The following is a 3648-nucleotide window of genomic DNA, read 5'->3' as shown; positions in this document are numbered from 1 at the left end:
CAGCTTTCTGAGAGCTGCCAGCTTATGAAGGAGTTCTTCCAGTGAATCATTGCCTGTAATAAGAATTCCGTCCGGGTGATAGTCCAGGCTGAGAGTATCATCCTGTGAAAAAGAAAGGATGATAGGTTTATTTAATTTGTATTTTAATTGATTAAATTGGCTCGCTGATTGAATAGTATGGCTGCCCAAAATAAATCCGTCACTAAAAGGCAGCAATTCTTCACAAATTTGCATGGCTTCCTGATAAGTTCCTTCCACATTAATGAGGGAAGGGATTTTCTTTTTCTTTAGAGAAAGCAGCAGTTTCTTGGCAGCCGTTAACTCTACTGAAGCGTCCATTAATCTATGTATCTTTTCTTGTTTCGGGTCTGCATATAGTTCTTCTGCTGACCCTCGAATGGAAACGGGCCCGATTTCAGTAAATCCAAACCCCAGATTCTGAAAAGCCTTCATCCCGGTTAAGTGAGGATCAATCCTGCCGCTTAATCCGACTGGAGTGGAAAAATGATCGCCAAATACATTTTTCGCAAGCTTGCTGGAGGGTTCCATATGACCAAGAAATTCGATTAATCCTTCCCCTATACGGCTGGATGAAATCATGCTCATTCCGCGATGGATAAACTCCCGGCTGAAGGAAGGCGGCAGCTTCTGAAGTATGGGCTTAAAAATAGGATGATACGACCAATCCGGCAAATAAACACCTCCCATTTTTATCTATTTTAGCATATGCGTTTGGATGGACAGGTTGTTTATTGTGGTAAAGTAATGCTCTTTCTATTTTAATAATTGGAGCATTAAGATTTCATAGCCATTAACAAGGCTGCAAAATGTTTATTTTTATTGCAAATGCAACAAAAATAAGTTAGATTGAATACATAGTATTATTGCATTTACAACAAAAAACGTGTTGAGGAGTTGAGTACACTGGAAATTCTCCGTGAAATTGGCATGATCGCGAGGGCGCTGGATTCCATAAGCAATATCGAATTTAAAGAGCTTGACCTTACAAAAGGACAGTACCTGTACCTTGTGCGAATATGTGAAAATCCAGGAATTATTCAGGAAAAGTTAGCTGAGAAGATAAAAGTAGATCGGACAACGGCAGCCCGTGCGATTAAAAAGCTTGAACTGAATGGCTTTATAGAAAAGAAAGACGATGAACAGAACAAGAAAATCAGGAGGCTCTTCCCAACAGAGAAGGGGAAAAATGCTTTTCCTTTTATAAAAAGAGAACATGAATATTCCAACGCGATTGCCCTAGAGGGATTTTCCGAGAAAGAAGCAGCAACCGTTTTCAAGCTGCTTCAAAGGGTTAGAAAAAATGTAGAGAAAGACTGGGAAAATGTAAAAAAGGGGAACAAGAGAAATTATTAAGGGAGAGGCATAATGACTATTAATATGAAAAAATGTACGCTTGAAGATTTAAGAAGACTTCAGGAAATTAGTTATGAAACCTTTAATGAAACGTTTAAGGAACAGAATTCACCCGAAAATATGGAAGCCTATTTGGAAAAGGCATTTAACCTAAAGCAATTGGAAACTGAACTATCCCAACCTTCATCACAGTTCTGCTTTGTTGAATTTGAAGGCGAGACTGCCGGGTATTTAAAGGTTAATACCGATGAGGCTCAGACTGAAGAAATGGGCGATGAAGCACTCGAAATCGAGAGGATTTATATCAGAAGTTTATTTCAGAAACAGGGGCTTGGTAAATATCTGTTCCATAAAGCCCTGGAAGCTGCGGTGGAACTTAATAAAAAGAAAATTTGGCTGGGTGTATGGGAAAAAAATGAAAAGGCAATTGCCTTTTATAAGAAAATGGGGCTTGTCCAAACTGGATCCCACTCTTTTTATATGGGTGATGAAGAACAAACGGATTTTATAATGGTCAAGATTCTCAAATGATTTTTTCGAAGGGCGGATGATTATGTATATTCCAAAATACTATAAAGTCACAAATGCGGATGAAATTTGGGAGTTTGTTCAAAGTAACTCGTTTGGCACGATGGTCTCGACAAAACAAGGAAGACCCATTGCTACTCATCTGCCATTGCAGTTAATTATAGAAGGAGATACGTGCTATTTAACAGGGCATATGGCATATGGGAATCCGCAATGGAGAACATTCGAAGCCTCTGAAGATGTGCTGGTGATGTTCCAGGGGCCACATGCTTATATTTCTTCCTCCTGGTATGAGGAAGAAAATGTCCCAACATGGAATTATCAGGCTGTCCATGTATATGGCGAAGCCGGTATTCTGAGCGAAGAGGAATTAAAGCAGGACCTGGCCATGCTGCTACAAAAATATGAAAAACATCGCAAAAATCCAGTCTTATGGGATAAGCTTTCTCCGGAGCTTTTAGAACAGCAGATAAAAGGAATTGTTGGATTCAAGATTAAGGTAAAGGAAATTCAAGCTTCCGATAAATTAAGCCAGAACCGGAATGAAAGAGACTATCAAAACATCATTCATAAACTCTATGAAGAGAATGATTTTGATTCTAAGCAAATGGCCCAGGTGATGGAGGGGAAGGTAAAAAAGGGATTATAGGTTAGCAGGGAAGCAGAGGAAATAAAATATCCCTCTGTTTTTTTAGCATCTGGAATATTATGTTAGTATTGATATAGAGAGATAAGCAATCAGGGAGATGGTAGTGTGGAGAGAAGAGTTGAATTATTTTCAGTAGACGATGTGACCATCGAGTATTCCGTTATTGGGAAAGGTGAACCTATTTTTGTTTTTCATGGAGGACACTCAAATTGCAACGAAGAATTTGGATATAAAGGTTTAGTAGAGAATGGATATTCCATCATTACCCCGTCAAGGGCAGGATATGGAAAGACTTCAGAAGCGATAGGGGAAAGTTTAACTGCTGCATGTGAATATTACGCAAAATTGGTAGACCATCTTCGCATTGAACAGGTTCATATACTGGCTATATCGGCTGGCGGCCCAACAGGTATCCGATTTGCCTCTTTATTTCCGGAAAGAGTTAAAAGTCTTACCTTAGAGAGTGCGGTTTCAAAGGAATGGCTTACACCGAAGGATCTGGAGTATAAGGCAGCCCACATTATCTTTCGGCCATCTGTTGAAGGGTTCACATGGAAGATGCTTAGTTTTTTCAGTAATTCCTTTTCAAAGGTAATGTTCAACATGATGTCTTCGCAGTTTAGTTCCCTCTCAAAAGAAGACATTAAACAAAGAATTGGTGACAATGATATTGCGGAATTTAAAAAGATGAATAACCGTCAGCGATCAGGCAGTGGTTTTCTTATTGACATTAAACAAACCAAGGAATTAACCGGCCAAGATTTAAGATCCATCGCCTGTCCTGTTTTGATTCTTCATAGTAAAAATGACGGTTTTATTCCACTGAAACATCCTTATCACGCCCACAAAAATATTCCACACTCTGAACTCAGCGTACTTGATTCTTGGGGACATTTAATCTGGATAGGTAAATTAGCATTTGAAAGGGATGAGAAACTCACTACTTTTTTGGAGTCACATAAGCTTGAGGATTCTTTTTTTTATGAAACGTAACATTTACTAAATCATACATTAGGTATAGGGGGAAAAAGGTTTTAAAGGGAGGTGAAACCTCGGTATGAAAATCATTTTATTTTTGGAGATCGGAAGAGCGTCGT

4 protein-coding genes and 1 pseudogene are annotated in these 3648 nt (G+C 38.9%); 4 read left to right on the top strand and 1 reads right to left on the bottom strand.

What is annotated here, in order from left to right; translation table 11 throughout:
* Positions 1-693 (bottom strand): annotated as a pseudogene (locus tag ACEQ1T_RS24330) (dihydroorotate dehydrogenase); the annotation flags it as partial.
* Between the two features lie 255 nt (positions 694-948).
* Between ACEQ1T_RS24330 and ACEQ1T_RS24325 the strand changes: the two are divergent.
* The 4 genes from ACEQ1T_RS24325 to ACEQ1T_RS24310 all read left to right on the top strand — a co-directional run bounded on the left by ACEQ1T_RS24325 (position 949) and on the right by ACEQ1T_RS24310 (position 3544).
* A complete protein-coding gene (locus ACEQ1T_RS24325) occupies positions 949-1374 on the top strand; it encodes a MarR family winged helix-turn-helix transcriptional regulator (RefSeq protein WP_370225127.1) in 426 nt (141 codons plus the stop codon).
* Between the two features lie 12 nt (positions 1375-1386).
* Complete coding sequence (locus ACEQ1T_RS24320; RefSeq protein WP_370225126.1) at positions 1387-1905, top strand: GNAT family N-acetyltransferase; 519 nt, start codon at positions 1387-1389, stop codon at positions 1903-1905.
* A 22-nt stretch (positions 1906-1927) separates the two neighbouring features.
* Entirely contained in the window at positions 1928-2551 is a 624-nt protein-coding gene (locus ACEQ1T_RS24315; protein WP_370225124.1) for an FMN-binding negative transcriptional regulator, read from the top strand.
* A 105-nt stretch (positions 2552-2656) separates the two neighbouring features.
* The gene (locus tag ACEQ1T_RS24310) at positions 2657-3544 is read left to right on the top strand and encodes an alpha/beta fold hydrolase (RefSeq protein WP_370225122.1); all 888 of its coding nucleotides are present in this window, start codon (positions 2657-2659) and stop codon (positions 3542-3544) included.
* Positions 3545-3648 lie beyond the last annotated feature (104 nt).

Origin of the sequence: Cytobacillus sp. (genome assembly GCF_964223445.1) — a bacterium.
Lineage (GTDB): Bacteria > Bacillota > Bacilli > Bacillales > Cytobacillaceae > Cytobacillus.
This window is presented reverse-complemented; position numbering and strand designations above follow the sequence as displayed.

Excerpts from the sequence above, each read along its gene's own strand:
- ACEQ1T_RS24320 (WP_370225126.1), top strand. The coding sequence starts at position 1,387 with ATGACTATTAATATGAAAAAATGTACGCTTGAAGATTTAAGAAGACTT.
- ACEQ1T_RS24325 (WP_370225127.1), top strand. The coding sequence starts at position 949 with ATGATCGCGAGGGCGCTGGATTCCATAAGCAATATCGAATTTAAAGAG.
- ACEQ1T_RS24315 (WP_370225124.1), top strand. The coding sequence starts at position 1,928 with ATGTATATTCCAAAATACTATAAAGTCACAAATGCGGATGAAATTTGG.